The organism is Azospirillum formosense (assembly GCF_013340925.1).
GTDB classification, from domain to species: domain Bacteria; phylum Pseudomonadota; class Alphaproteobacteria; order Azospirillales; family Azospirillaceae; genus Azospirillum; species Azospirillum formosense.
This window is the reverse complement of the sequence record NZ_WHOR01000391.1, coordinates 1-4,032: the sequence shown is the minus strand read 5'-3', so window position 1 is coordinate 4,032 and position 4,032 is coordinate 1. Positions and strand designations below refer to the sequence as shown.

At 71.4% G+C, this 4,032-nt stretch carries 4 protein-coding genes; 2 read left to right on the top strand and 2 right to left on the bottom strand.

Annotated elements, in window-relative coordinates:
- Positions 1-342 precede the first annotated feature (342 nt).
- A complete protein-coding gene (locus GBZ26_RS27930) occupies positions 343-1,050 on the top strand; it encodes an extensin-like domain-containing protein (protein ID WP_174441592.1) in 708 nt (235 codons plus the stop codon).
- A 16-nt stretch (positions 1,051-1,066) separates the two neighbouring features.
- Here GBZ26_RS27930 and GBZ26_RS27925 read toward each other — a convergent pair whose 3' ends face one another.
- Positions 1,067-2,107, bottom strand: a complete 1,041-nt coding sequence (locus tag GBZ26_RS27925; RefSeq protein WP_174441591.1) for an MBL fold metallo-hydrolase — start codon at positions 2,105-2,107, stop codon at positions 1,067-1,069.
- 211 nt (positions 2,108-2,318) lie between these two features.
- Here GBZ26_RS27925 and GBZ26_RS27920 point away from each other — a divergent pair, with 211 nt between their 5' ends.
- The gene (locus GBZ26_RS27920) at positions 2,319-2,507 is read left to right on the top strand and encodes a hypothetical protein (RefSeq protein ID WP_035680009.1); all 189 of its coding nucleotides are present in this window, start codon (positions 2,319-2,321) and stop codon (positions 2,505-2,507) included.
- A 41-nt stretch (positions 2,508-2,548) separates the two neighbouring features.
- On the opposite strand, the gene GBZ26_RS27915 is transcribed toward GBZ26_RS27920, so the two are convergent.
- A partial coding sequence (locus GBZ26_RS27915; RefSeq protein ID WP_174441590.1) for an aldehyde dehydrogenase family protein occupies positions 2,549-4,032 on the bottom strand: 1,484 nt, incomplete at its 5' end.

Here is a 4,032-nt window from a genome sequence, read left to right as displayed (position 1 = left end):
TTTCGATCTTCCGGAACAGCGCGGCGGCGGAGGCCAGCGCGGAGGAAGCGGTGAGCGGGATCGTGGAATTCGCGCGTTCGGTCCGGCCCTGCATGGCCAGGACTTCATCGTGTGCATCGGACATCGGACTCTCCCTCACCGCGTGACGAAGGGTAACGCTGGAACTGTGGCATGGAAGTCACGCTCCGTCCAATTGCACGAACGGATGAACCGCCGCTTGGACAACAGTCCGCCCCCACCGCCGGTTCATAAGCAATTAGGGGGAATACATTCCGGGAGGAGCCGCGCGACCGTTCCCGCCGTTGAGCCTACGGTGCCGCAAAGGGGAGATTGGGCAGACGCATGGGACGGTTCTTCCGCTGGACGGCGGCCCTGCTGCTTCTGGCCGCCATGGGCGGGGCGGCGATGGTGGGAACGGGCGCGGTCACGGTTCCGCCCCGCTACGACCCCTGGGCGCCGCTGGACATCGGGGACGTGCCGAACCTGCTGACCCGTCTCAAGCTGTCCCGGCTGGAGGGCGCGCCCCGGCAGTGCCACGCCGTCCTGGGCGACACGGGCCTGCGCTTCACTCCGGTGACCGACCGGCAGACCGGCGAGGGCTGCGGTTTGGTCGATGCGGTGCAGGTCAGCCGCTCGGCGGTGGTCTTCAACGGCGGCTTCACGGTCACCTGCCCGCTCGCCGCCGCCTGGATGCTGTTCGAGACGCACACGCTCCAGCCGGCGGCGCGACGGCATTTCGGCCAGCGGGTGGCGCGGGTGCGGCATCTGGGAAGCTACGCCTGCCGCAACGTCTACGGCCGGGCGGAGGGACGCCGCAGCGAGCACGCCACCGCCAACGCCCTCGACATCGCCGGCTTCACGCTGGCCGACGGCACCACCATCGCCCTGCCCGGCGACTGGACGCCGGCGGACGGACGGAAAGGCGCCTTCCTGCGCGAGGTGCGCGACGGCGCCTGCGAGGTCTTCCGCGCGGTGCTGGGCCCCGACTACAACGAGGCCCACCGCGACCACTTCCACCTCGACATGGGGCCGTACCGCGTCTGCCGCTGAGGTAGCGCCCGCCGGATCAGGCGCTGTGGTAGGCCAGCACGCCGTCGGCGCGCGTCTCGGTGCGCAGCTCGCCGCGCCCGACCATGTGGTTGAGATGGGCCAGCGCCTCGCCGAAGGCGAAGCTCAGCTGGTGCGAGTCGAGCGCCCGGCGGAACAGCACCGGAACCAGCTCCTTGCAGCTCAGCGGCCTGGCGCGGCAGGCCTCGGCGATCTGCGCGCAGCGGTCGGCGTGGTGGGCCTCCAGCGCGCGGGTGCGGTGGTCCAGCCCGTAGAAGGGCAGCCTGTGACCGGACAGGACCAGCGCGTCCGCCGCCACCTCCTCGCGGATCGCCGCCAGGGACGACAGGTAGAGCCCGAGCGGGTCGGCCTTGGGCTGCATCGCGGAGACGCTGACGTTGGGGGAGATTCGCGCGATGACCTGGTCGGCGGCGAGGAACAGCCGGTCGGCGGCGCAATAGAGCATCGCCTGCTCCGGCGAATGGCCGCCGCCGGTCAGGATGCGCCAGTCGCGCCCGCCCAGCCGCAGGGTCTGGCCGGGGATCATCCGCTCGAAGCTGGGCGCCAGCCCGGTCGTGCGGTTCAGGTAGCTGAGGCCGCGGCCGAGCATCTGCTGGATCTCGTCGGGCGACAGGCCCCCGGCCTGGTAGAAGGCGTCCTGCGCCTCCAGCGCCTGGGGATCACGCCCTTGTTGCAGCAGCTTGGCGTAGAAATACTCGCTCTGGGTCATGTGCAGCGGCGGGGCGAAACGCTCGTGCAGCCAGCCGGCCAGACCGACATGGTCGGGGTGGAAATGGCTGACCACCAGCCGGACGATCGGCTTGCCGCCCAGCGGGCCGCGCAGCAGACGGTCCCAGCAGTCGCGGCTGACGTCGTCGCCCAGCCCGGTGTCGAACAGCGCCCAGCCGTCCCCCTCCTCGAAGAGGTAGAGGTTGACGTGGTCCAGCGCGTAGGGCAGCGGCAGGCGCAGCCACAGCACACCCGGCGCCACCTCCCGGACCGTTCCATTGTCCGGCGGTTCGGAAAACGGATGGCGGATGAGTTCGGCGTCGTCTTTCACCCTGATGATCCTCCTTGCGCTGCGGTGCCCCCGGCCTCTTGGCTACCCGTTGGTTCGCGTCCGGTCAACTATCCGCAAATAGAACATTCCGACCATTGACGCACCTCGTGTCTCTTTGCATGCCCGCTCCGCCGCGGGAGCATCGGGGGATTCGCGACGAATGGGCCGCGCACCGGTTAACCAAAGGGCATTGCCAAAGGAGAATACCCGGATGACCACCGCAACGTTCAGGATCATCCGCCACGCCGACGGGCCGGTTTTCTTTGACGACCGGACGATCACACTCGCGGAGGCGCAGATCATCATCAACGACGCCATCGCGCGCGGCGATCTGGAGGTCGGGTCCTTCTTGCGCATCGACGACGAGGAGCTGGTGATCGAACGGGAGGTTGCGGGGTAGGCGGCGCGCCGCCCGACCCGCAACCCGTCCAATTCGCCCCGTCAGCTCATCGCGACGAGGCTGGCGTTGCCGCCGGCGGCCGCGGTGTTGACGCTGACCGAGCGCTCGTTCAGCAGCAGGTCGAGGTCGTAGCCCTCGCCCCGCCCCGCCGCCAAAGCCTCGGCGGTCGCCGCCTGCACCAGCAGGATCGGGCCGGGAAGCTCCGCGACGCGCCGGTTGACGGCGGTGACGCGTTCGCGGTCACCTTCCACCAGAACCGCGGCGAGCGGTCCGACGTCGCGCCAATCCGCCGTGGTCCGCACCCGCGCAGCCAGCGCCGGGGGCAGGCCGCGCAGCAGCTCGGCCAGGTCCGGCGGGGCGTCCACCGCGGCGCTGTTGCCCGTCGCCAGGACCGCGCCGAGCTGGAGCAGCAGCCCCGTCCGCGTCTGCGGCAGCAGCAGGACGCGGCCCCGCCCGTGCAGCTCATAGAGGTTGCGCTCGCCCACCGGGCCGTTCAGCTCCGCGCCGCCGCCGATGGCGCTGCGCGCCACGTAGCCGGCGCAGCGCGACGCCTCCGCCGTGAAGCCCTTGGCGCGCAGCCACTCGCCGTAGGCCAGACCCGCCGCGCGCGCCGCGTCCGGCCCGCGGAACTCCAGCCATCCCTTGGGACGGCGGCTGAGCAGGCGGGAGAGGTAGAGCGGGCCGCCCGCCTTGGGGCCGGTGCCCGACAGGCCGTGGCCGCCGAAGGGCTGCACCCCGACCACCGCGCCGATGGTGTTGCGGTTGACGTAGACGTTGCCCGCGCCGATCCGCCCGGTCACCCGCTCAATGGTCGCGTCGATGCGGGTGTGCAGGCCGAAGGTCAGGCCGTAGCCGGTGGCGTTGATGGAGTCGACCAGGGCGTCGAGAGCGTCGCGGTGGAAGCGGACGACGTGGAGGACCGGGCCGAAGACCTCCCGCTCAAGCTCATGGATGCCGCCGATCTCGATCACGGTCGGGGCGATGAAGGTGCCCTCCGCCGTCTCGGCGGGCAGCGGCAGGAACTCCACATCGCGACCCTTGGCGCGCATCGCCTCGATGTGGGCGGCGATGGTGGCGCGGGCCTCCTCGCTGATGACCGGGCCGACATCGACGGCCAGCCGGTCCGGGTTGCCGATGCGCAGCTCCCGCATGGCGCCCTTCAGCATGGCGAGCGTGCGGTCGGCCACGTCCTCCTGAAGGCAGAGGATGCGCAGGGCGGAGCAGCGCTGGCCGGCGCTGTCGAAGGCCGACGCGATCACGTCGCCCACCACCTGCTCGGCCAGGGCGGAGCTGTCCACGATCATGGCGTTCTGGCCGCCGGTCTCGGCGATCAGCGGAATCGGCGCGCCGTCGGGCAGCAGGCGCCCGGCGAGCTGGCGCTGGATCAGCCGCGCCACCTCGGTGGAGCCGGTGAACATCACGCCGCGCACCGCCTCGTTCCCGACCAGGGCGGCGCCGACCTCGCCCCCGCCGGGGCGCTCCAGCTCCTCCCCGGCGCGGGCGAGGACGGCGCCGGGGAGAAGCT